This window comes from Corynebacterium sp. DNF00584, assembly GCF_001552965.1.
Taxonomy (GTDB): Bacteria; Actinomycetota; Actinomycetes; order Mycobacteriales; family Mycobacteriaceae; genus Corynebacterium; species Corynebacterium phoceense.
In genome coordinates, this window is the sequence record NZ_KQ959739.1 from 1 (window position 1) to 21,647 (window position 21,647).

The window sequence follows — 21,647 nt, forward strand, 5'->3', positions numbered from 1 at the left end:
GTAAAAGAAGCGGAACTAAACCCAGGACGCTTCACCACACTTGTTGCCGGAGTCATCCGCGACCAAGGCCCATATGCACAGCCACACCTGATTATGGGCATGGCCTTCGACCGGCCCAGCCACAACCCTGCGATCCGTGGGTTGGAAGCCATGCGGCATTTAACGGATGATCCTGAGACACCTAAGGGCACAGTGGTGGGCGATCGTGCTTACTTCGCGGTGGCTAAGACCAAAGACTTCCATGAACCACTGCGCAAACTCGGCTATACCCTGGTGGGAGACTACAGAACCAATCAGCTGGGAAAGCGCGGATCCTATGAAACCATGGGGTTAGTTGAAGGCCACTGGTATTGTCCTGCCATGCCGAAACCTCTGGTGGAAGCCACCGAAGACTTCTATGCCGGACGTGTTGATGAGGCCACCTACAACCAGCGGATCAACGAGCGCCGCGCCTTTGCCATGCGGAGAAAAGGCAAGAAGCTCTCCGGTGAGAGCCAGATGTTTATGTGTCCGGGACGAGGTAAAGGAAAGACACTGGCATGTCCCTTGGTGGAAAAGAGTCAGCGCCAGGACGCGAGAGACAGAGGACTACCCTCCATCTCCGGGCCAAATCTATCTACCGCGCGCAAGGCAAAAGGAAAGTGCTGTACCAATAAGGTCTCGGTAACCATCCCGAATAAGGAGGGAATGCGCTACCGCCAAACTGGCCCTGCTTTTAAGACACCGGAATGGAAGAAGGTGTATGGCACGTGGCGCAATGTGATTGAAACCCGCAACGACTATGTAAAGAACAATCGTGGTGGTGCTGCTATTGGTGACCATACGAGAAGACCTGTACGCGGTTTTGCTGCGGCCTTCTTCTATACAGCTCTTGATGTGGTCGCGGCCAATGTATCTATGATTCGGCGTTTTCTTGGCCGGGTGGATCGGGATGAAAAGACTCCGCCTCCTGACTCTGGTAAACCTGTACCGCCGCGCGATCCGGCGCGCGAGAAGGCAAGCCCGAACGCACCGCCTGCGCGCGAGGCGGCTTAAGACCAACTGAATACTTTTATCCATCTAGCTCGGAAAACCGATAAAGGGTTCCGGGCTAGAAGTCGTTTTAGAGGGGACGAACCATGTTGTGTTCCTTATTAGTCAACGACTGGAACAGAGCGAAAACGACTAAACCCACCGCATCTAAGCGGTGGGTTTATCTGTCGGAGACGGTTTCACAAATGATTTAAGCTAGATTCGCAAAACCGTCGTCTAGTGCTGTCGGGCTAACAGGATTTGAACCTGCGACCCCTACACCCCCAGTGTAGTGCGCTACCAAACTGCGCCATAGCCCGTCCGTCGCTGGTGTTAGCGACTGGTCTAGATTACACCACGGTAGTTCGCTGACACAAAAGTGCCGCTAGGATACCTCGCCGGTGGAGTAGAACCACTGGCCATCGCGCTTAAAAAAGCGCGAGCGCTCCCGCTGCGAGCCCTTGGCGGAGCCCTTGTAGAAGGCCTCGAACTCGACGACGCCGGTGTCGTCAAGGAGTCCGCCGCCCTCCGTGTCGAGGACGTCAAGGCGGTAGAAGCGGATGGTGGTCTCCTTGAGCTGGAGATCATAAGGGCGCGTGTCCGGGTCCCACGTGCGTAACAGGTACTCCTCGTCGCCGGTGACGAAGGCGCTAAAGCGTGAACGCATGAGGGTCTCAGCCGTGGGGGCGTCGGCGCCCTTGTGGTACTTGCCGCAACACTCGCCGAAGGTGAGGCCTGTGCCGCAGGGGCAGCGGGCGGCATCGGCAAGCGGGTGCAGGACGAGGGGAGTGGAAGCCATGAGGAAAATAGTAGACGCCCCTGCCCGGCGCGCCGACATGTGGTGCGGGACAGGGGCGTGGGGACGCGGAGTGGTTTAGGGCTCCACGTCGACGATATGAGTATGGCCAATGAGGGTGTCAATCCCGGCGCCACGGGCAGTGGAGCGCAGCTGGGCGCACTGTCCTTCGCTGATATCGCCGGTGATCTCAATGCGGCGCTCGAAGGTTGAGTCGTGCACGTGCGTGACCGTCACCGAGATATCTTCGATCGCCTTGTCGACCTTGGCTGCCTTGGCCGCGTCGATGAGCGACTGGTGGGTGCCTGTGGCGATGGCGGACATGAGCAGGCCCTCAGCCGTGATGCCCTTGCCCTTGCCGCCGTTCTTGCGCGAACGGTCTGCAAAGACGGACTGGTTATTGGAACGCACGACCACGCCCACCTTGGTGCCGATCGCGGTGTGCGTGACGGCGGAGTCCGGGGAGACGTCTTCGGGCTCGCTGTCCGGGATGATGAACTGCTCGGCCCAGCCGCCAATGAGATCGGCAGCGCGCGCGGCGGCGTCTTGCTTGGTGAGCAGGTGGTCCGCCTTATCGAGCGCCACGAGGGACTTGGGGTAGCGCGTGGACAGGAAGATGTTCTGCGCGTTATCAATGCCCACGGTCTGGTCGATGGGCGAGTGCAGCACCATGAGAGGCTTGCGTAGTCGCGAGAGGTAGGTCACCGGGTTGGTATCTGCGAGGTCCTCGAGGAAGTGGCGGGAAATGGTAAGCGCGCGGCCGCCGAGAGTGACCTCGACTTCACCGTTGGCGTCGACTTCGCCGATCTTGTCTGCATAGTGAAGCACCGAGTGTGCCGGGTCAAACGGTGCGCCGAGCGTGGCGATGGCACGTAGCGAGTCGATCTTGCTGCCGGCGGCCAGGGATGCGGTGCCGCCGAGGGAGTGACCCATGAGTAGCTGCGGGGCGCGGTAGTTCTCCGTGAGCCACTCGGCGGCCGCGACGATATCCGCGACATTTTGACTAAAGCTCGTCTCTGCGAAGTTGCCCTCGGACTGGCCGAGACCCGGGAAGTCGAAGCGCAGCGTGGCGATGCCGAAGTTGGTGAGCTGCTTGGCTGTGCGCGCCGCACCCGGGGTGTGGCGCGAGCCTGCAAAGCAGTGCGCGAAGATGGCGAAAGCCTTGGGCGCTGAATCAGGGAAGTCGATGGTTCCCGCCATCGCGGTGCCGGCACTCGAAGGGACAGTCACATTCACGGATTGCATGGATTCCACAATAGCGGGCACGAGCGAACTCGTGCGAGCGAGCGTGCGGCACACGAAGTGTGCGCGTAGATGTAACTCATAGCACGCTCGCCCCATGCTTCCGACCAAGCCGTGGGCTGCGGCGGCTAGAGTAGGAGAGATACTAATTCATCTTTCCCGTGAATGGGCCGCCCGTGCGATCGCAGCGGCCGCGCGGTGAGCGGCGACGTCAAGCATGAAGGAGGCCCCGCATGGGTGCATTTGGCTGGTTCTGGAAAGCGATGGGTGCGCAATCCGAGCGCAACGATAAGAAATCCAAAGCCATCGTCAACGATTCGGCTGCGGCGACGCAGTCTCTGGCGCAGCTCAGCGACGCCGAGGTCGCGCAGCACGCGCGCGACGCCGTGCGTGACGGCGCGATAGCCGATAAGTCAGCCTTCCTCGCCGCGCTTGCCGTCGCGAGCGAGCGCCGCCTGGGCATGCACCCCTTCAACGTCCAGTCCCAGGCCGTGCTGCGTCTGCTCGAGGGCGACGTCATCCAGATGGCCACAGGTGAGGGCAAGACCCTCGTGGGTGCCATGGCCGCCACCGGGTTCGCACTTACAGGCAAGCGCGTTCACCTCGTCACCGTGAACAACTACTTGGCCGAGCGCGACGCGGAGTGGATGCGCCCGCTCGTCGAATTCTTTGGCCTCACAGTTGCCTCGGTTACCGAGAAGTTGGACCAGGACTCCCGCCGCGCGGCCTACCGCAGCGACATTATCTACGCCCCGGTCAACGAGCTGGGCTTCGACGTGCTGCGCGATAACCAAATCACGGACCGCTCCCAGACCGTCCAAGCGCGCGCGGATGTCGCGCTCGTCGACGAGGCAGACTCCGTGCTCGTCGACGAGGCTCTCGTCCCGCTCGTGCTCGCCGGTAACCGCCCGGGCGAGGCCCCCACAGGCCACATCACGAATGTCGTCTCTCGCTTGCGCGAGGACCTGGACTACACCATCGCCGAGGATGGCCGCACCGTGGCGCTCACCGACGACGGTGCCGCGCGAGTCGAGCGCGAGCTGGGCATCGACTCCCTCTACTCGGAGGAGAACATCGGCACGATCCTGGTCAAGGTCAACTTGGCGCTCCACGCCAAGGCCCTGCTCATCCGCGACATTCACTACATCGTCACCGACGGCAAGCTGCAGCTTATCGATGCCTCCCGCGGCCGCGTCGCAGACCTCCAACGGTGGCCAGACGGCCTGCAGGCCGCCGTCGAGGCCAAAGAAGGCCTTGAGGTCTCCGAGGGCGGCCGCATCCTCGACACTGTCACGCTCCAGGAGCTGATGCGCCGTTACCCGCTCGTGTGCGGCATGACTGGTACCGCCGTCGAGGCGACCGACCAGCTGCGTCAGTTCTATGACCTTCACGTCTCCGTCATCGACCGCAACAAGGAGCTGCGCCGCTTCGACGAGGCGGACCGCATCTACGCCACAGCCGAGGAGAAGAACAAGGCGATCGTCGAAGAGATCATCGCCATCCACTCCACTGGCCAGCCGGTGCTCGTGGGCACCCACGATGTCGCCGAGTCTGAGGATTTGGCCGAGGTCCTGCGCGAGCGCGGAATCGACGTCAGTGTCCTCAACGCAAAGAACGACGCGGAGGAAGCGCGCATCGTCGCCGAAGCCGGCGATATCGGCCGCGTGACGGTCTCCACGCAGATGGCAGGCCGCGGCACCGACATCAAGCTCGGCGGCGCGGATGAGGGCGATCACGACACGGTCGCGGACCTCGGCGGCCTCGCCGTCATTGGCACGACCCGCCACCGCACGGCGCGTCTCGACAACCAGCTGCGTGGCCGTGCCGGGCGCCAGGGCGATCCCGGTTTGAGCATCTTCTTCGTCTCCCTCGAGGATGACGTGGTCCGTCAGGGCAGCGAGGATGAGTCGCTATCCGCGCAGCCCGGGCCGGACGGGCGCATCGAGTCCAAGCGCGTCTCCGACTTCATCGCTCATTGCCAGCGCGTGACGGAAGGCCAGTTGCTGGAAATCCACGCCCAGACGTGGAAGTACAACCAGCTGCTCGCGGATCAGCGCATCATCATCGATGAGCGCCGCGCCGTGCTTCTCGACACGGACCAAGCGTGGAAAGAATTCCAGCAGCGCGCGCCGCAGAAGGCCGCCGCGCTGGAAGCCCTGCCGGAGGAAACCCGCGGCGCTGCCGCGCGCGAGATCATGCTCTATCACCTCGACCTCGCGTGGGCCGACCACCTCGAGCTCATGGACGATGTCCGCGAGTCCATCCACCTGCGTGCCATCGCGCGCCAGACGCCCATCGACGAGTATCACCGCATTGCTGTGCGCGAGTTCAAGCAGCTGGCTCAACGCGCGGTGGATCAGGCGGTGGAGACCTTTAACGACGTCCTCATCGACGAGGACGGCGCACACCTTAACGATTTGGGTTTGTCGCGTCCGAGTGCGACGTGGACGTACATGGTTTCCGATAACCCGCTGTCCGGTTCTGGAAACTCCGTCATGAGCAGCATCGGAAACATCTTCCGTTAAATTAAATAGCTCCAACGGCGCCGCCGAGCGAGGCGGATCGCTATGATTGAGAGCAGTTAACTTTTGGTCCGAAACATCGGAGGTAATAATGAGCGAACATACTGGAACCCCGGAACCGCAGGTGGAAACCACTTCTGTCTTCCGCGCAGACCTTCTAAAGGAGATGGAATCCGGCGCCGCCACCGATAACACCGTGACGGGTGCGGACAACCTGCCCGCCGGCCAGGGCCTGCTTGTTGTCAAGCGTGGTCCCAACGCGGGTGCGCGCTTCCTCTTGGACCAGGAGACCACCACCGTGGGCCGCCACCCGGAGGCAGACATCTTCCTCGACGATGTCACCGTTTCCCGCCGCCACGCGGAGTTCCGCATCAAAGACGGCCAGTTCGAGGTCGTCGACGTGGGATCCCTCAACGGCACCTACGTGAACCGCGAGCCGCGCAACTCACAGGTTCTCGAGGTGGGTGACGAAATCCAGATTGGTAAGTTCCGTCTGGTCTTCATCGCCGGCAAGAACTAATCTAGACAAAAACGCGTAACGCGGCGGTCCGGCACACTTGGCCGTCGCGCGGCGTATTCGGCTTCCCGCGCACTGCGTCGCCCGTGCTTGTACCACCGGCTCGGCGTAGCGCCACCGCATAGTAGCGGCGCGAAGTCATACCCCTTAGTGAAGTAGACAATCCCGAGAGATACGGCGAGTTATAAACCAGTGAACGCAGTAGCACGCGACCAAGGCTCCGCGGCATTCCGCACGCAGCCCAAGGCAGGAGTGAAGAAGGCTAAGACCATGTCTATTGGCGTGGTGTTGCAGACACTTAATCAGCAGTTCCCTGACGTCACCGTGTCTAAGATCCGCTTCCTGGAGTCCGAGGGGCTTATCACACCGCAGCGCACGGCCTCGGGTTACCGCCGCTTCACGGAGTCCGACGTTGACCGTCTGCGCTTTATTCTGCAGACCCAGCGTGACAACTACACGCCGCTCAAGGTCATCCGTGAGCAGCTCGAAGCTATGGATTCCGGCCAGGTGACCGCCATCGTGGGCGCCAGCCTCGGCGAGACCCTCGTGCGCGCCGACCAGTTCCGCGCCCCGGCCCTGACGCGGCTTACCGACGCCGATGTCGCCGCGCAGGCCGGCTGCACCGAAGAAGAGGTCGCCTCCCTCGCCAAACTGGGCCTCATCACGCCGGACGAGTCCGGCTTCTTCACCGCGGATGACGCCGCCGTCGTATCCACGGCGCTCGCACTCAAGGCTTTCGGTTTTGATGAGCGTTCGCTCAAGACGCTGCGCAACAACGCACGTCGTCAGGCTGACCTCATCGCCCAGGCCGCCACTCCCGTCGCCAACGGCAAGTCGGATACCGCGCGCCAGAAGGCCGAAGAACTCTCTCAGCAGATGACCGCGCTCGTGGTGTCTCTGCACGGCACGCTGGTGAAGACGGACCTGCGCAACGAGTTCAACGCCTAAACGCTCGCTCTCGCCGCTGTTCGTCGTACCCGCTTTCCTTTAGGGAGGAATCATGGCCACCGTCGCACTTGCGCTCATCGACATCGTGTTGGACGTCACCGAGGACTTCAGCTGCATCGCTCTGCAGCCTGAAGGCCAGCAGCGTGTCGTGCCCATCTGGACCACGGGCCAGGAGCCGCGTCTCGCCGCCGCGTATGTCAAGGGCTATGAAGGTCAGCGCCGCCGCGCCATCGATGCTCTCATTGACGTCTTCGACGACCAGGGCGGCGTCGAGGCTATCTCCCTGTCGACATATAACGAGGGAGTCTTCCTCTTCGATGTCGTCTCTGCCAGCGGCAGCAGCGTCGAGGTGTCAGCCTGCGACGCCATTATCCTGGCGGACCGCTTTGGCGTCGACCTCACCATGGACGAGGAGGACTTGGCTCAGGTCGCTATCTTTACCACGCCTGAGGCACTCGATGAATACTTAAGCTCGTCCTACCCACTCGAGATTCAAGCGGACCAGCCTGCGACGCAGGGGGACGCCAAGAGCACCTCGGCTTCGGGGGACCCGCAAGCCGACGCCGACTTCGAAGCGATGATGCGCTCCCTCGGCATGGAAGACGAGGACTTCGGCGAGACCGACTAAACGCGCCGAAGGCCAATCAAAGGGCGAAAGCACTGGTCCGAATCGCGTCAGGATGCCGACGCGCACACTATTCACACCAGTCACACGCGCCACGGGGGTAACACCTGGGGGTAATCTGTGAAAGAAATTTCGCCGATGTAATGACACGCCTGTGACTCGTGGTGCAGAGGTTTATTCCAAGGTCTAAAGTTCTACTTAAGAGTTAGACGCCGCCCAGTCGACGAAGAACGGTTGACTAGGCGGCGTGAGTGGAATTTAATAAGTCCTAGGACTTGACTCGCCAGCTGCAATTCTGGCTGAGACAAGGATCGCTAGGCCTAGACCAGTGGAGAATACCGTGAGCAATACCGAAGACAATCAGCTGAAGGAACGGGCAGTGCAAGAGTCCCTCTTCGACCTCGGCCCGGACGAGGAAGTGGGCTACCGCGTCCCGATCGCCTGCCAGGTCGCCGGCATCACCTACCGTCAGCTTGATTACTGGGCACGCACGGACCTGGTCAACCCGTCCATCCGCACCGCACGCGGCTCCGGTTCGCAGCGTCTGTACTCTTTCAAGGACGTCCTCGTCCTCAAGATCGTCAAGCGCCTGCTTGACACTGGTATTTCGCTGCAGAATATCCGTTTGGCCGTCGAGGGCCTGCGTGACCGCGGCGTGAACGACCTCGCTGAACTCACCCTCGTCTCCGACGGCACGACCGTTTACGAGTGCCGCTCCAACGAAGAGGTCATCGACCTTCTCGCCGGTGGCCAGGGCGTCTTCGGCATTGCCGTGCCGGGCATTGTCAAGGAACTTACCGGTACCATCTCCAACTTCCCGTCCGAGCGCGTCGAGCCTGTCGATGCCCCAGTGGCCGAGGTTGTTGGTCTCGACGAGCTCGCTGCTCGCCGCCAGCGCAAGACCTCCTAAGGCAGCGCTTCAAGCGTAACCCCGCCGTCTATCCACGCTCACGGGATAGACGACGGGGTTTGTGCTGTCTTGTGCGACGGTGTTGTGTACAGCGGTCTCGTTCGTGCATGGGCATGAATCGGGAACCCGCTCCACGTCGCAGGAAGGTAGAGGGCAACAGTGTGATCGACGCGCGCCGCCAGCGCGTGCGTTCGGCAACGTCGATTCATCGACGACCAAGAAGGGCACCGGCCCCGCGTGAGCGGGGCCGGTGAAAGGAACGGAGGCTGGGAAGCCACGTAGGCACGTGGTTAAACGCCGGAGGCGGTGGCGAGAGCCTTGGCGGCGTCGTTCGGGGATGCTGTGGCGTAGGAGGCTGCTGCCTTAGCCAAGGCCTCATCCTTGTCACCGCTGATCTGGACTACGGAGAGCTTCACATTGTCGCTGCGGACGTCGTCGAGTGCCGCGGTGAAGGCGGCGTCGTCCATGTCCTGGGCGGTGCCGGTGGTGACCAGGACGACGCGGGCGCCCTTGCCAGTGGCGTTGGCTTGATCGCGGGCGGTGGCGAGTGCCGCGAGGACAGCGCTTCGCGTTTGCGGGACGCCACCGGTTCCGAACTGTGTTGCGGCGGCAGCTACGTCACCAGCGGCACCGAATCCGACATTGTCGCGGTAGCCAACTGTTGCGGTGGGCGAGAGCGGCGAGGAGTAGTTCCACAACGCGACGGATTGGCCAGCGGCGCCGAGCGCTTGCGCGGTGTCGGCGAGTGCGCCAGCGACGGCACCATAGTTCGGTGCCATCTGGTCGGACGTGTCGAGGAGGAAGAGCGTGTCGGCCGGCGCTGCAGGTGCGTGTGCGGCGCTGGGCTTCTCACTCGCCGGGGCGGCGCTGGAAGGAGCTGCCGAGGACTCGGAGGCGTCCTTGGACTCCGCCGCAGACGAAGAAGCAGGGGAGTCCTGTGCTTCCTTCTCGCTGGCAGGTGCTTGAGAAGCGTTGTCGTCTGCGGGCCCTGCGCTGGAGGAAGCTGCGGCGGGTGCGGCGGAGGTGGACCCTTCATCGGAGCCCCCGCGCAGCAGCCAACCGATGCCGAAGACGAGGGCGGCGACGATGAGGATGGCCAGCACAATGATCCACCAGGCCACCGAATACGTACCTTTACCGTTTGAATGACGTGCCATGAGTGAGTGCTGTCCTTCCCGCCTGAGGTCTGGCCGCATGTGCGACCCATTACACAATGGCTAAAGTGTAGCGGCGCGCGCGGCGTCAACGAGTGCGACAAGCCGTTGACAAAGCGGATTCCCCTCCGCCGCGAGTGCACGCTGGCGATGGACGTATTCTGCCTTGCCTTCAGAGGTCTCGATGGGCACGACGCCAAAGCCCCACTCACGGCAATCGTAGGGCGATGCCTCCATGTCGAGCGTACGTGCCTTCACCGCGAGGTCGAACGCCTCAAGGAAGAGTTCGCCGGGGACGAGCGGGCCGAGTTTCCAGGCCCACTTGTAGAGGTCCATCGTCGCGTGGACGCAGCCGGCCTGGTCGTGGTCGGGCTGACTCTCGCGCGTCAAGACTGTGAGGTTGAGCGGCCGGGCCGGTTCGGTGAAGAAGCGAAACGCGTCATAGTGTGTGCACTTGATGCGATTGGCTTCGACCACGGTATTCGTTCCCTCCGCGCCAAGGCGCAGCGGAAGGTCGTGGCGCGGAGTGTCCGTTTTGTAGACCATCGCCCACTCGTGCAAGCCAAAGCAATCGAAGCTCGTGGGGTTGACCGTCGATTTCGCCATGAGGTCGCGTATATACGTAAAAGACTCGCCGCGGCGTGCCCACAATGCGTCGAGGTCTACGGTGACGGCCGGACCGCGCGGGGTGTCGACGACGCGATAGTCGCGATATTCCGCCTGCGGTATATCCGTCGGCTCGCCGAGCAGCGCCGTGCCGAAGCCCGGGTGCCAGCGCGTGAGGTGGGACGGGCGGACCGGGTAGTACTCGAAGAGGAAGTCGTAGACCGGGTGATAGCCGCCGGGGTGCCGGAACCGCGCAAGGCGTTCCTCGGCCGCGACGACGTGAGCCGCATGGCGCGGCTTCCACTCCTCCGGGGTGAGGTATGTGAGTGCGGACAAGCTCGCCATCACGAGCGCCCCTGGCGACCCTGTCGTCCGCCGCGACCTTGACCACCTCGTCCTTGGCCACCCCTGTGGGAGTTGCCGCCGCCTTGGCCATTCTGACCGCCATTGCTGCGACGTGTGGAACGACGGCGCGAGCCAGAACGTGAGCCGCCTGCGGAGTCCTCGCGTGCGCCGCCGTTCGAGGACTTTCCGCGACGTGAGCGGGACCTGCGGCCCTCGCCCGACGACTTCGGTGCGCCTGACTTCTTCGCCGAGGACTGGCCGCCCTGCACGGCCTGGCCCGGAGGCGGCAACGGAGCGCCGGTAGGCTTGCGCGCCCCCGTGATGCGGACGAGCTCGGGGTCGAGGGCGGGCGAGGGGGCATCGGCAAGCTCGAGCTTGCGGGCCTCGACGCCGGCCTTCTTCAGCAGCGCGGCGACCTCGTCGCGCTGCTGGTCCATGACGAGAGTGAGCACGGTGCCGGAGTGGCCACCGCGGGCCGTACGTCCCGCACGGTGGAGGTAAGCCTTGTGTTCCGCGGGCGGATCGACGTGGACGACGAGCGAGACATCGTCGATGTCGATGCCGCGAGCAGCGATATCGGTGGCGACGAGGACCGGCACGGAGCCGTCGCCAAAGCCCTCGATGGCGCGGGTGCGTGCACCCTGACCCTTATCACCGTGCAGCGGCATCGCGTTGATGCCGGCGCGACGCAGTTTCTTCGCCTGGCGATCGACGCCGTGCTTGGTGCGCATAAACATGATGGTCTTGCCCTCGCGTGCGCCGAGGGTGAGCACGACGTCGTTGCGGGTGTCGCGGTCGCCGACGAAGGCGACGAAGTGCTCCATGGTGCCCACGGCGGCCTCGACCGGCGCGGTGGAGTGCGTCACCGGGTTGTGCATGTACTGCTTGACCAGCTTGTTGACGTCGCCATCAAGCGTGGCGGAGAAGAGCAGGCGCTGGCCAGTGTTCGACGTGAGGTCGAGGAGCTTGCGCACCTGAGGTAGGAAGCCCATGTCAGCCATGTGGTCGGCCTCGTCGAGGGCTGTGATCTGCACGTCGGCGAGGGAGAGCTTCTTCTGGTTGATGAGGTCCTGTGCGCGGCCTGGGGTGGCGACGAGGATGTCGACGGGGCGGGCGAGTGCGCGGATGTGGTGGTTGATGTTGACGCCGCCGACGACGGCGAGGGTGCGCAGGCCCAGCGCATTAGCGGGCTCGTCGAGGCGTTCCTGGATTTGGATGGCGAGCTCGCGGGTGGGCGCGAGGATGAGGCCGCGCGGGCGCTGTGGCTTGGACGCGCCGGAGTCCGCCAGGCGGGTGATGATGGGCAGACCAAAAGTAAAGGTCTTGCCGGAGCCCGTGGGGCCGCGGCCGAGGACGTCCTTGCCCGCGAGCGCGTCCGGAATGGCGGCTTCTTGGATGGGGAAGGGGGACTCGATCCCTTGGCGGGAGAGGATGTAAACGATGTCGCGAGGCAGGCCAAGATCGGCGAAAGTAGTCATTGTTTATCCAGTCTATAGCCGGGATGGATGAAAACACGGATCGCCGGTGAAATGGGTGTTTTATTCGCTTTTGTGACCGTGACGTGAGAAATCCCATAGGCGTGAGGGACTGCTTGGTTAGAAGATATCCACAAGAGGTTATAACCTAAAGGGGTACGGCGCGAAAGCCCAGAGGAAAAGGGCGCGACTATATGGCATGCATGGGCGAGTATTCGCCAAAGTGGGCCTATGAGGTGGTCCCGCGGGGGGCTGGCGCGCATCACCCCGTGGGAGTTCCTGCGGCCGCCGGGGCATGTGTGGCACCGTGCGGTGAGAGCACTAAAGGAGTGAGACGAATGTCTCAAGAAAACACGTCAGGCGGCGCCGCTGCCGTGCACGAAAAGCGAGCGGACAGCGCAGCAGCCCCTGTGAAGAAGCGTGCGTTCGATATTAACGCGGCCTGGTTCTTCGTCGCTGTCGCGGCGTTGGTCACCGTGCTTGTGCTTCCCATCGAGTCCTTGAACCAGCCGGGTCAAGTGGCCTTGGCGATGCTTGCGTTCGCTGTCATCATGTGGGTGACGGAAGCCGTGTCGTATCCGGTGAGTGCCCTCCTTTTCGTGGGCCTTATTTCGGTGATCCTGGGACTCACGCCCGATCCTGAAAATCCCGGTGAGATCATCGGTACCTCGAAGGCGCTCGGCGTGGCCATGGACGGCTTTTCGTCCTCGGCGGTCGCGCTCGTCGCGGCGGCGCTTATCCTTGCCGGTGCCATGCAGGTCACGGGCTTGCACAAGCGCATTGCGCTCGTCGTGCTCAAAGTAGCGGGGGAGAAGACGTCGCATATCGTGGCCGGCGCCATCGTCATCGCCATTATCCTGGCTTTCTTCGTACCGTCCGCAACTGCGCGTGCTGGTGCAGTGGTCCCGATTCTGCTGGGCATGGTCGCGGCCTTCGGCTTGTCGAATAATTCGAAGCTTGGTGCGCTCCTGGTCATCACTGCGGCGCAGGCCGTGTCCATCTGGAACGTGGGCATTAAGACCGCAGCTGCGCAGAATCTCGTAGCGGTTGGCTTCATTGAAAAGCAGATGGACCAGTCCGTGAGCTGGGGCCAGTGGTTCCTCTGGGCCGCACCGTGGTCAGTGCTCATGTCCGTTGCGTTGTACTTCATCATGCGCGCAGTTATCAAGCCCGAGACCGACCGGATTGAGGGTGGCAAAGAACTCGTCGCCAAGCAGCTTCGTGACTTGGGTCCCATGTCCGGTGCTGAGAAACGACTCGTGGTCATCTCCGTTCTGCTGCTGTGCTTCTGGGCGACGGAGGATCTTCTCCACCCGATCAGCTCCGCTGTCGTCACAGCCGTGGCTGTGGCCATCATGCTGCTTCCGGGCGTGGGCGTATTTACCTGGAAGGAAGCTCAGGCCAAGGTGAGCTGGGGTACGCTCATCGTCTTCGCCATCGGTATCTCGCTCGGCTCCTTCCTTTTGGACACGGGTGCTGCGACCTGGCTGTCGGAGAAGACTTTCGGTCTCATGGGCCTTGACTCCCTGCCCATCCTCGCAACGATTGCGCTCGTGGCACTGTTCAATATCTTCATCCACCTAGGCTTCGCGTCCGCGACCTCGTTGGCTTCGGCCCTTATCCCGGTCTTCATTGCGCTCGCCTCGACGCTGTCTCTGCCCAACGACGGCATTGGCTTCGTCGTCATCCAGCAGTTCGTTATCTGCTTCGGCTTCCTGCTGCCGGTTTCCGCACCGCAGAACATGCTGGCCTACGGTACCGGCGCGTTTTCCACCAAGCAGTTCCTCAAGACGGGTGTTCCGCTCACCATCGTGGGCTACCTGCTTGTGCTTCTCTTCTCCGCGACGTACTGGAAGTGGATGGGCTTGGTTTAAGCCACTTTCTAGCAGTGGATCGCGGACACAGGAAACGCCCCAGCCGCCTCATTGAAAGAGGTGGTCGGGGCGTTGGCCTGTGCGCTGGTTGCGCCTAGGCAGTTAGTAGGCTTAGGCGTCGGTCTGCGTCAGGGAGCGGTCCGTGGACCACTCGATGTGGAACGTGCCTTCACGGTCCGTGCGCTTGAAGGTGTGGGCACCGAAGAAGTCGCGCTGGCCCTGGATGAGGGCGGCGGGCAGGCGCTCGGCGCGCAGGGAATCGTAGTAGGACAGCGACGAGGCGAACACCGGCACCGGCAGGCCCATGTGCGTGGCAGCAGCGACTACGCGACGCCAGGGCTGAATGAGGTCCTCCAGCTCGCCCTTGAAGTACGGGTCGAGAATGAGGGCCGGAAGCTCCGGGTTGGTGTCGTAGGCCTCGCGGATGCGGTTCAAGAACTTCGCGCGGATGATGCAGCCGCCACGCCAGATGGTGGCGAGATCGCGCGGGTCGACGTCCCAGCCGTACTGGTCTGAGCCAGCCTTGATTTCGTCGAAGCCCTGGGAGTAGGCGATGAGCTTGGAAGCATAGAGAGCGCGGCGTACGTCCTCAACGAACTCGTCCGGGTCGACTCCGCCGTCGTCGATGATGCCCGCGGGCAGGCCGCCTTCCTGAGCGGCGGCGCGCTGCGCGGTGGCGGAGGAGAGGCCACGGGCGAAGACGGCCTCGGCGATGGCGGTAACCGGGGTGCCCAGCTCCAGGCCGTTGATGGCGGTCCAACGGCCTGTGCCCTTCTGGCCCGCGGCGTCGAGGATGACGTCGACGAGCGGGGCGCCGGTGGCCGGATCCTTCTGTGCGAGAACCTCAGCGGTGATTTCGATGAGGTAGGAGTCGAGGTCACCCTGGTTCCACTCGCGGAAGATGTCCGCGATGGCGGCGGGCTCAAGGTTCAAACCGTAGCGCAGGAGCTGGTAGGCCTCGCCGATAACCTGCATGTCTGCGTACTCGATGCCGTTGTGGACCATCTTCACGAAGTGGCCGGCACCGTCGGGTCCGATGTGGGTCACGCACGGGGTGCCATCCACGTTCGCGGCGATGGACTCGAGGATGGGGCCGAGGGTCTCCCAGGACTCCTTCGGGCCGCCCGGCATGATGGACGGGCCGTTGAGCGCGCCCTCCTCGCCGCCGGAGATGCCGGCGCCGACGAAGTGGCGGCCCTTGGCGGCGACTTCCTTCTCACGACGGATGGTGTCCGTGTAGAGCGAGTTGCCGCCGTCGATGATGATGTCGCCCTCGTCCATGGCCTCGACGAGCTGGCTGATGACGGCATCGGTGGCCTTGCCAGCCTGGACCATGATGATGGCCTTGCGCGGGCGCTCGAGGGACGCAACGAAGTCTTCGATGGTCTCGGAAGGGATGAACGAGCCCTCATCACCGTGGTCCGCGATGAGTGCGCGGGTCTTTTCCGGGCTGCGGTTGTACACGGCGACGGTGTTGCCGTTGTGTGCAAAGTTTCGTGCCAGGTTGGAGCCCATCACGGCCAGGCCCACAACGCCGATCGATGCGAGATTCTTCGTTTCAGTCATGGGGTCTATCCTACGTCACCGAGCGGTGCCGATGCCCGTCTGCGTGGGATTGTGTGGTGAATATCTGTAGTGGCTGCGTGCGTGCTGTCGTAGGAGTGTGTGGAGTCGCGGGCGGGGAGCCCGTTGCCAGCCACAGTGGGCGAGGTCGGGCAGGTTGGGCGCTAAGCTTGACGCTTATGACACGCCACCACACCAACCAGGACTCCTCGGCCGACGCGCGCCAGGACTTGCTCAACCGACTCATTGTTACGGCCGCGCAGCGCCCACTCACGCAGGAGGAACTCGCGGAGCTCAATGAGTTGAATACCGGTTTCGATGCCCAGGTCGGCATTCTTTATACGCACCTTTCCCGCGGCGAGGTCCGCGGCGTCATTCATGCGGGGCCGCAGCACCATCAGCCGTGGGGGCTCGTCAACGGCGGCGTGTACGCTTCTTTTGCGGAGTCGCTTGGGTCCATCGCCGGCGTCATCGTGGCCGGCGGACCCGTGGTGGGCGTGAACAACTCGACCGACTTCATCCGCTCGGTTGAACAAGGGCCGATCGAGGGCGTGGCGCGCCCGCTGCAGACAGGACGCCGGACCCAGCTGTGGGAAGCCGAGATGTCGCACGGCGGAGAGCTCGTGGCGAAGTCGACGCTGCGCACCATCGTTGTGGGCGCGTAGTCGCTGGGGGAGTTGGGCGGCTTAGAGCCACTTATTCTTGCGGAACCAGAACCACAGCACGGCGACGACGAGCACCATGAGGAAGACGGCGAAGGGGTAGCCCCACGCCCAGTGGAGCTCCGGCATCTTGTCGAAGTTCATGCCGTAGATGCCAGCGATCATGGTGGGTGCGGCCCACATGCCAACGATGGCGGAGATGGTGCGCATATCGGCGTTTTGCTGCATGGAGACCTTGGCAACGGAGGCATCGATAAGCGAGGTAAGGCGCTCGTCGAAGTGTGCGACCTCGTCCTTGACCACGAGCTCGTGATCGTTGACGTCGCGCAGGTAGGAGCGCAGCTGCTTTGAGATGAGGTCCTTGTGGTTGCTGATCATGGCGCTCAATGCGTCGGAGAGCGGCGCGATGGCGTGCTTCATCTCGAGGACCTCGCGCTTGAACATGTAGATACGGTCGATCTCAAAGTTGGAGCCGGGCGTAAAGACCATCTCTTCGAGTTCGTCGACCTCGATGGCCAGCAGCTTGCCAATCTCGCCATAGCGGTCCACGAGCATATCGAGCACCTTCCACGCCATGGCGACGGGACCCAGCTCCACGAGGTCCTGGTCGTCGCCGATAGTGTAGGCAAGGTTGGGCAGCTTCGCGCGGTGGCGGACGGTGATGATGAAGTTATGGCCGATAATCATCTGCACCTCACCGGTGGAAATGATTTGGCGCTTATCGATAACCTCGTCGTGGTCGCGGTAGTTGACGGAGCGGGCGACGACGAAGAGCTGATCATCGTAGCGCTCCAGCTTGGGGCGCTGGTGTGCCTGGACGGCGTCTTCCACGATGAGTTCGTGGATGCGGAATTCCTCGGCGACGGAGGTCATCTGGTGCTCGTCCGGCTCGTGGAGACCGACCCAAATAAAGCCGCGGCCGTACTCATCCACGGTGTCCTGCGCAGTGGCAGGCGTGAATTCGCCGGGGAGGGACTCGCCGTCGACGAAGACGCGGCAGTGTTCAATGGCGCGCTCGACGGGGACACGAATGCGGGCGTGCGCAGGTGCAGGGTCCTTCGGCTTACGCGACCTGAACGGAGATGGTACTCCTGCCATAATCTGCCTCCCTTGCGCAGTAAGGTGTGGCCGTCCGCGGCGGGGCCTGGACGGTGCGGGCTACACGCCGTGGTCAATCTGACACGGACGCACCGCAGTGCGGGCTTAATAGTAGCGCGTTTTGCGACCTATACTGAACGGCATGCCTACCTGGAAAGAAGTCACCGCCGCTAACCCTGCACATTCCCATAATTTTGCACGCAAGTGGAAGATGCTAGAGGCGCAGGGCCAAGACATCCACGGCGAGTCGCGCCTCATCGACGCGATGGCGGAGCGCGGTTCGCGCGTCCTCGACGCTGGCTGCGGCACCGGCCGCCTTGGCGGGCGTCTGGCGGCGCTCGGCCACGACGTGGTGGGCGTCGACGTCGACCCCATCCTCATTGAACACGCTGTGCATGACTTCCCGGAGGGGGATTGGCGTGTGGGTGACCTCTCTGAGGACGCGATCGACGAGCATGACTTTGATATCGCGGTAGCCGCTGGCAATGTGGTGGGCTTCTTCGCGCCGGACGGCCGCGAGGCCGCGTACCGCAATATCTACAACGCGCTCAAGCCAGGCGGCCGCTTCGTCGTCGCGTTGGGTGCGGGACGCGGTTGGGAATTCGATGACATGATTGCACTCGCCGAGGCCGTGGGCTTCGTTACCGACTACACGTTCTCGTCGTGGGACCTCAAGCCCTTCGGACCCAATTCGACGTTCCTCGTGGTCGTCTTCCGTCGCCCCAACGCGAGCAGCTTGCTCGCATAGAACTGCGAGGAGCCCACGACGTCTAGCCCCATCGGCCCTGTCGATGGGGTTTTCGTGTGGGCGCGTCGGGGCGGGAGACACCGCGGGTGAGGATGTCAGTAAGCGACGTGCCGGCGGCTTCGGGAAGCGAGGAGACGCCTATGCTAAGAGCTGCGAAGAGAGAAATTGTCATGCCCCAGAAGCTCAAGGCACGCGCCAAAAGAAGCTAGGGGAACATATTTTGTTCTGGACAACCTGCGCCGGTTTCCACATGCAGTGGGCAAAATCGGCCCAGTTATCCACAGAGAATAATGCTTCTCACGGGCACCTCAGTGTCACCGGCACGCTCACGCCGCCGCACGAAGCTACCAGCGGCGGTCAGCCTGGTCGAAGAAGTCCACCTCGTGCCAACATGCCGCAAGGTAGGCGCGGGTGGCACGCGAGCGCGTGGCGGGGTCTGCGGCAGTGAGCGCTTCTTCGACGAGCGCGATGGCGGCACGCACGCCGGTGAGGAATTCCTCGCCGCCGTATTGCGTGATCCAGGCGTTGTAGGGATGCTCGGGCGAGTTCTGGGCCGCAAGGTGGAGGCCGACCTCAGCGTAAAGCCAGTAGCAGGGCAGGACCGCGGCAGCAGCGACGACGTAGTCGTCGGTGTGCGTCGTGGAGACAAGGAAGTCGGTGTAGGCGCTTGTCACCCGTGAAGGGGCGGTGAGCGCTGTGGAGGGGACCGTTGTGGTGTGGTGCGCAATCCAATCCTTGTGAAGGGACATCTCAACGGCGAGGCACTCGGCGGCACCCGAGGCCCAATGAAGCTGCGCGCCGGCGTCCGGTGCGAGGGCGGCTAAGCGCGCCAGCGCCTTCGAATACTGGTTGAGGTACTGCGCGTCCTGCGCCAGGTAAAAGGCGAAGTCCTCTTCGCGCAGCGTGCCGGTACCTAGCGCCTGGATGAAAGGCAGCTGCGTAATGGACTGCCAGGCGTCGCCGGTGAGTTCCCAGAGACGGGCCGTCTCCGGGCCCGCAGCGGAAACGTGGGGCGCGGGGGCGGCCGCAGTGCTCGTGACATCGCTGTAGAAGCGCGCCGGGACGGTGGAAGCTGCCGCCGCGAGGCGGCGGGCGCGGTGCCCATGGTCGACGGGGCCGTGGCCCTGGCCGACCTCAAGGGCGGCCGCGTGGGAGATGGCCTCGTGGAGCCAGCGGGTGGACCAGGAGAGGGCATCGGAAAGCGAGGCGCCGGCGCCGAGCCGGGTGGCCAACGCCGAGGAGAGGGAACACCCCGTGCCGTGGGTGTGCGGGGTGTCCACGCGCGGACAGGAGACGCGGTGGACGGCGCCGTCCGGGGTGACGACGGCGTTATCGGCGAGGTCGCCGCGCAGGTGCCCGCCCTTGACGATGACCGTGGTGCGGGTGTCGGCGGACCATGCGGTGGCGTGGGCGATGGCTTCCTCGAGCGTGGTGGCCTCGGCCGTCTGCGTGAGCACGGCGAGCTCCTTGAGGTTGGGCGTGACTACGGTGGCACGTGCGCACAGCTCGCGCACGGCGGCCTCCGCGTCGCGGTCGAGGAGGCGGTCGCCGCTCGTGGCCACCATGACGGGGTCGAGGACCACGGGCACGTCCGAGAGTTGGGCGAGAAAGCGTGAGACCTCCGCCACGATGGCGGCGCTGCCCAACATGCCAATCTTCACCGCGTCAATGGTGACGTCTGAGGCCACGGCGGTAAGCTGCGCGCGGAGGAACTCGACCGGCGGGGTGTGGACCTCGCGCACGCCCTGGGTATTCTGTGCGACGAGGGCGGTCACGGCGGACATGCCGTAGCCGCCTGCCGCGGCGATGGATTTGAGGTCTGCCTGGATGCCGGCCCCGCCCGTGGGGTCCGTTCCGGCGATGGAGAGTACGCGGGGTACTGCAGGAATGCGCGCCGAAGCAGGCGCGCCAATAACGGCGTCGTTCACAACGATCCCTTCGCTAGTTCTAACTCAGTGCAGGTTCGATGGGTGTTATCTCAGCCGCGGCTTCGAGCCTTGGCACCCCATGTTGCGCTCTCGACACTAACAAAGGACCGTAGGTGTGTGCGCGGTTTTGGGCATAAAAATCCCCCGTTCGCGATACAGCGAGACGGGGGAATGATGGGGAAGAGAAGACTTACGCGTCCTTGCCCATCTTGTTGCGGGCCAAACGCTGCTGGTCCGTGATTGCGAGGTTGCCGCGGACCGGGGACACGGCATTGATGAGCCAGTTCAGGGCCACGATGGCGCGGGAACGGAAGCCGACGAGGTATGCGACGTGGAGAGCCAGCCAGGCGATCCATGCCGGGAAGCCGGTCATTTCGGTCTTGCCCATCTTCACCACAGCGTTGAAGCGGGAGATGACGGCCATGGAGCCCTTATCGAAGTAGTCGAAGGCCTCCTTTTCGTTCGCAGTGGACTCCTCATCCAGCTTGGCCTCGATGAGCTTGGCAGCGTGTGCGCCACCCTGCATGGCGACCTGTGCCAGGCCCGGCAGACGGTTAAGACCCATCATGTCGCCGATGACGTAGACGTTGGAGTACTCGCCCAGGGTGAGGTCCTCGTTAACCGGGACGCGGCCTGCGCGGTCGGTCTCGACGCCAGCTTGTTCGGCAACCATCTTGCCCAGCGGGGAAGCGGCAACACCGGCGGACCAGATCTTGACGCCAGCCTCGATGGTGGTCTCCTGTTCGGTCTTCATGTCCTTGTAGGTCACGGACTTCTCGTCCACGTTGGTGACCATGGCGTTGAGGCGTACGTCGACGCCCAGCTTCTCCAGCGTGCGCTGTGCTTTGCGGCCCAAGCGCTTGCCGAACGGCGGCAGGACCTGCGGTGCACCGTCGAGGAGGTAAATCTTCGCAGACGACGGCGAGAAGTTGGAGAACTGGCCGTTGAAGGAGCGCTTGGCCATCTCTGCGATCTGGCCGGTGAGCTCGACGCCGGTCGGGCCAGCACCGACGATGACGAAGGTGAGGAGCTTCTCGCGCTCAGCCGGGTCATCGGTCAGCTCTGCCTTCTCGAAGGCGGCAATGATGTTGGCGCGCAGCTCGAGCGCGTCATCCAGGGTCTTCATGCCCGGCGCGAACTCGGCGAAGTGGTCGTTGCCGAAGTAGGACTGGCCAGCGCCAGCGGCGACGATGAGGGAGTCGTACTCGAAGGTGCGCTCGGTGTCGTCCAGAGCCGCGGTGACGGTCTGGGCTTTGATGTCGATGTCCGTCACGTTGCCGTTGACGAAGTGGGCGTTATCCTGGTCGCGCAGAATCTGGCGGGTGGACGGAGCGATCTCGCCGGAGGAGACGAGGCCGGTGGCTACCTGGTAGAGCATCGGCTGGAACAGGTGGTGGTTCTTCTTGTCGATGAGCGTGACGTCAACATCAGCGTTCTTCAAGGACTTGACGGCGTTTAAGCCGCCGAAGCCTGCACCAATAACGACGACGTGGTGGCGGCCGCCGTTGGGACGGAAAGCGTTCTCAGCCATGTGTGAGTAAAACCTCTCTTGTAAAGATATACAGCCGTGTTTTTAGCTACCCGGCTAGTGTAATAGGTTGCTCCTTGGTCGGCATAGTTTAG

General features: G+C 63.3%; 17 protein-coding genes, 1 tRNA gene, 1 pseudogene and 1 riboswitch. Of the genes and pseudogenes, 9 read left to right on the forward strand and 10 right to left on the reverse strand.

The genetic code is table 11. The features are described from left to right. Positions 1-1,035: pseudogene (locus HMPREF0307_RS13135) on the forward strand (hypothetical protein); the annotation flags it as partial. A gap of 222 nt (positions 1,036-1,257) precedes the next feature. Here the strand turns inward: HMPREF0307_RS13135 and HMPREF0307_RS04340 are convergent. From HMPREF0307_RS04340 to HMPREF0307_RS04350, 3 genes are all read right to left on the reverse strand, one after another. Further along, a tRNA-Pro gene (locus HMPREF0307_RS04340) sits at positions 1,258-1,331 on the reverse strand. Positions 1,332-1,396: 65 nt separating this feature from the next. Then, entirely contained in the window at positions 1,397-1,810 is a 414-nt protein-coding gene (locus HMPREF0307_RS04345) for a YchJ family protein (RefSeq protein ID WP_066487997.1), read from the reverse strand. Positions 1,811-1,885: 75 nt separating this feature from the next. Then, positions 1,886-3,052 (reverse strand): alpha/beta hydrolase family protein, encoded by a 1,167-nt coding sequence (locus HMPREF0307_RS04350; protein WP_066488002.1) that lies wholly within the window; start codon positions 3,050-3,052, stop codon positions 1,886-1,888. A 230-nt stretch (positions 3,053-3,282) separates the two neighbouring features. Between HMPREF0307_RS04350 and secA2 the strand changes: the two genes are divergently transcribed. From secA2 to HMPREF0307_RS04375, 5 genes are all read left to right on the forward strand, one after another. After that, positions 3,283-5,574, forward strand: a complete 2,292-nt coding sequence (gene secA2, locus HMPREF0307_RS04355; protein WP_066488013.1) for an accessory Sec system translocase SecA2 — start codon at positions 3,283-3,285, stop codon at positions 5,572-5,574. Between the two features lie 88 nt (positions 5,575-5,662). Next, positions 5,663-6,091 carry an oxoglutarate dehydrogenase inhibitor Odhl gene (gene odhI / locus HMPREF0307_RS04360; protein WP_066488016.1) on the forward strand — a complete coding sequence of 143 codons (429 nt, stop codon included), beginning with the start codon at positions 5,663-5,665 and terminating at the stop codon, positions 6,089-6,091. 267 nt (positions 6,092-6,358) lie between these two features. Next, a complete protein-coding gene (locus HMPREF0307_RS04365) occupies positions 6,359-7,036 on the forward strand; it encodes a transcriptional regulator FtsR (RefSeq protein WP_082723232.1) in 678 nt (225 codons plus the stop codon). Positions 7,037-7,088: 52 nt separating this feature from the next. Continuing rightward, a complete protein-coding gene (locus HMPREF0307_RS04370) occupies positions 7,089-7,664 on the forward strand; it encodes a bifunctional nuclease domain-containing protein (RefSeq protein WP_066488027.1) in 576 nt (191 codons plus the stop codon). Between the two features lie 337 nt (positions 7,665-8,001). Further along, positions 8,002-8,571, forward strand: coding sequence for a MerR family transcriptional regulator (locus HMPREF0307_RS04375; RefSeq protein ID WP_066488192.1), 570 nt, complete (start codon positions 8,002-8,004; stop codon positions 8,569-8,571). A gap of 290 nt (positions 8,572-8,861) precedes the next feature. Here HMPREF0307_RS04375 and HMPREF0307_RS04380 read toward each other — a convergent pair whose 3' ends face one another. From HMPREF0307_RS04380 to HMPREF0307_RS04390, 3 genes are read right to left on the reverse strand one after another with little or no spacing between them, the layout of a single operon-like run. Further along, positions 8,862-9,728: a vWA domain-containing protein gene (locus tag HMPREF0307_RS04380; protein ID WP_066488030.1), complete on the reverse strand. Its 867-nt coding sequence runs from the start codon at positions 9,726-9,728 to the stop codon at positions 8,862-8,864. A gap of 60 nt (positions 9,729-9,788) precedes the next feature. Further along, positions 9,789-10,676 (reverse strand): 3-methyladenine DNA glycosylase, encoded by an 888-nt coding sequence (locus tag HMPREF0307_RS04385; RefSeq protein ID WP_066488032.1) that lies wholly within the window; start codon positions 10,674-10,676, stop codon positions 9,789-9,791. Then, positions 10,676-12,154, reverse strand: coding sequence for a DEAD/DEAH box helicase (locus tag HMPREF0307_RS04390; protein WP_066488034.1), 1,479 nt, complete (start codon positions 12,152-12,154; stop codon positions 10,676-10,678). Before HMPREF0307_RS04390 ends, HMPREF0307_RS04385 begins: the two co-directional genes overlap by 1 nt. A gap of 335 nt (positions 12,155-12,489) precedes the next feature. On the opposite strand from HMPREF0307_RS04390, the gene HMPREF0307_RS04395 reads away from it, so the two are divergent. Continuing rightward, positions 12,490-14,025, forward strand: coding sequence for an SLC13 family permease (locus tag HMPREF0307_RS04395; protein WP_066488036.1), 1,536 nt, complete (start codon positions 12,490-12,492; stop codon positions 14,023-14,025). Positions 14,026-14,136: 111 nt separating this feature from the next. On the opposite strand, the gene gndA is transcribed toward HMPREF0307_RS04395, so the two are convergent. Next, positions 14,137-15,591 carry an NADP-dependent phosphogluconate dehydrogenase gene (gene gndA / locus HMPREF0307_RS04400; protein ID WP_066488038.1) on the reverse strand — a complete coding sequence of 485 codons (1,455 nt, stop codon included), beginning with the start codon at positions 15,589-15,591 and terminating at the stop codon, positions 14,137-14,139. Between the two features lie 176 nt (positions 15,592-15,767). Between gndA and HMPREF0307_RS04405 the strand changes: the two genes are divergently transcribed. Beyond that, a complete protein-coding gene (locus HMPREF0307_RS04405) occupies positions 15,768-16,253 on the forward strand; it encodes a PaaI family thioesterase (RefSeq protein WP_066488040.1) in 486 nt (161 codons plus the stop codon). Positions 16,254-16,274: 21 nt separating this feature from the next. Here the strand turns inward: HMPREF0307_RS04405 and corA are convergent, their stop codons facing one another. Continuing rightward, positions 16,275-17,348 (reverse strand): magnesium/cobalt transporter CorA, encoded by a 1,074-nt coding sequence (gene corA / locus HMPREF0307_RS04410; protein WP_066488042.1) that lies wholly within the window; start codon positions 17,346-17,348, stop codon positions 16,275-16,277. 142 nt (positions 17,349-17,490) lie between these two features. On the opposite strand from corA, the gene HMPREF0307_RS04415 reads away from it, so the two are divergent. After that, positions 17,491-18,096, forward strand: a complete 606-nt coding sequence (locus HMPREF0307_RS04415; protein ID WP_066488044.1) for a class I SAM-dependent methyltransferase — start codon at positions 17,491-17,493, stop codon at positions 18,094-18,096. 344 nt (positions 18,097-18,440) lie between these two features. Here the strand turns inward: HMPREF0307_RS04415 and HMPREF0307_RS04420 are convergent, their stop codons facing one another. Then, a complete protein-coding gene (locus tag HMPREF0307_RS04420) occupies positions 18,441-20,024 on the reverse strand; it encodes a bifunctional hydroxymethylpyrimidine kinase/phosphomethylpyrimidine kinase (protein WP_231725046.1) in 1,584 nt (527 codons plus the stop codon). Then, positions 20,012-20,114, reverse strand: a riboswitch (TPP riboswitch). (Overlaps the previous gene by 13 nt.) Positions 20,115-20,214: 100 nt before the next feature. After that, complete coding sequence (locus tag HMPREF0307_RS04425; protein ID WP_066488045.1) at positions 20,215-21,555, reverse strand: NAD(P)/FAD-dependent oxidoreductase; 1,341 nt, start codon at positions 21,553-21,555, stop codon at positions 20,215-20,217. Between the last annotated feature and the right edge of the window lie 92 nt (positions 21,556-21,647).

Coding starts and splice junctions, on each gene's coding strand:
- HMPREF0307_RS04345 (WP_066487997.1), bottom strand. CDS start 1,810: ATGGCTTCCACTCCCCTCGTCCTGCACCCGCTTGCCGATGCCGCCCGC.
- HMPREF0307_RS04350 (WP_066488002.1), bottom strand. CDS start 3,052: ATGCAATCCGTGAATGTGACTGTCCCTTCGAGTGCCGGCACCGCGATG.
- secA2 (WP_066488013.1), top strand. CDS start 3,283: ATGGGTGCATTTGGCTGGTTCTGGAAAGCGATGGGTGCGCAATCCGAG.
- odhI (WP_066488016.1), top strand. CDS start 5,663: ATGAGCGAACATACTGGAACCCCGGAACCGCAGGTGGAAACCACTTCT.
- HMPREF0307_RS04365 (WP_082723232.1), top strand. CDS start 6,359: ATGTCTATTGGCGTGGTGTTGCAGACACTTAATCAGCAGTTCCCTGAC.
- HMPREF0307_RS04370 (WP_066488027.1), top strand. CDS start 7,089: ATGGCCACCGTCGCACTTGCGCTCATCGACATCGTGTTGGACGTCACC.
- HMPREF0307_RS04380 (WP_066488030.1), bottom strand. CDS start 9,728: ATGGCACGTCATTCAAACGGTAAAGGTACGTATTCGGTGGCCTGGTGG.
- HMPREF0307_RS04385 (WP_066488032.1), bottom strand. CDS start 10,676: ATGGCGAGCTTGTCCGCACTCACATACCTCACCCCGGAGGAGTGGAAG.
- HMPREF0307_RS04390 (WP_066488034.1), bottom strand. CDS start 12,154: ATGACTACTTTCGCCGATCTTGGCCTGCCTCGCGACATCGTTTACATC.
- HMPREF0307_RS04395 (WP_066488036.1), top strand. CDS start 12,490: ATGTCTCAAGAAAACACGTCAGGCGGCGCCGCTGCCGTGCACGAAAAG.
- gndA (WP_066488038.1), bottom strand. CDS start 15,591: ATGACTGAAACGAAGAATCTCGCATCGATCGGCGTTGTGGGCCTGGCC.
- HMPREF0307_RS04405 (WP_066488040.1), top strand. CDS start 15,768: ATGACACGCCACCACACCAACCAGGACTCCTCGGCCGACGCGCGCCAG.
- corA (WP_066488042.1), bottom strand. CDS start 17,348: ATGGCAGGAGTACCATCTCCGTTCAGGTCGCGTAAGCCGAAGGACCCT.
- HMPREF0307_RS04415 (WP_066488044.1), top strand. CDS start 17,491: ATGCCTACCTGGAAAGAAGTCACCGCCGCTAACCCTGCACATTCCCAT.
- HMPREF0307_RS04425 (WP_066488045.1), bottom strand. CDS start 21,555: ATGGCTGAGAACGCTTTCCGTCCCAACGGCGGCCGCCACCACGTCGTC.